This window comes from Bacillus cereus group sp. N12 (assembly GCF_016483575.1).
Lineage (GTDB): Bacteria > Bacillota > Bacilli > Bacillales > Bacillaceae_G > Bacillus_A > Bacillus_A toyonensis.
Genome location: NZ_JAEHBO010000259.1, coordinates 1 through 245, shown reverse-complemented (window position 1 = coordinate 245; position 245 = coordinate 1). Strand labels below are relative to the sequence as shown.

The following is a 245-nucleotide window of genomic DNA, read 5'->3' as shown; positions in this document are numbered from 1 at the left end:
CAACTTGCCCATCTACTTTTTGTCCCGCTCCTATCCCTATTATTGGAATTGTTAATTGGTTCGAAATTAATTCTGCTAACTGGATTGGCACACATTCTAACACAAGTGCTATCGCACCAGCTTCCTCTCATTTCTTTGCATCGTCTATTAATTTCTTTGCACTTTCAGCATCTTTTCGTTGCACTTTATATCCCGCCAATACTCCCACAGATTGAGGAGTTAGTCCTAAATGCGCTACGACAGGA

The 245-nt window shown here is 41.2% G+C and carries 1 pseudogene; it reads right to left on the bottom strand.

The window, feature by feature from the left end:
- Nucleotides 1–245: pseudogene (locus tag JDS92_RS30400) on the bottom strand (3-methyl-2-oxobutanoate hydroxymethyltransferase); the annotation flags it as partial.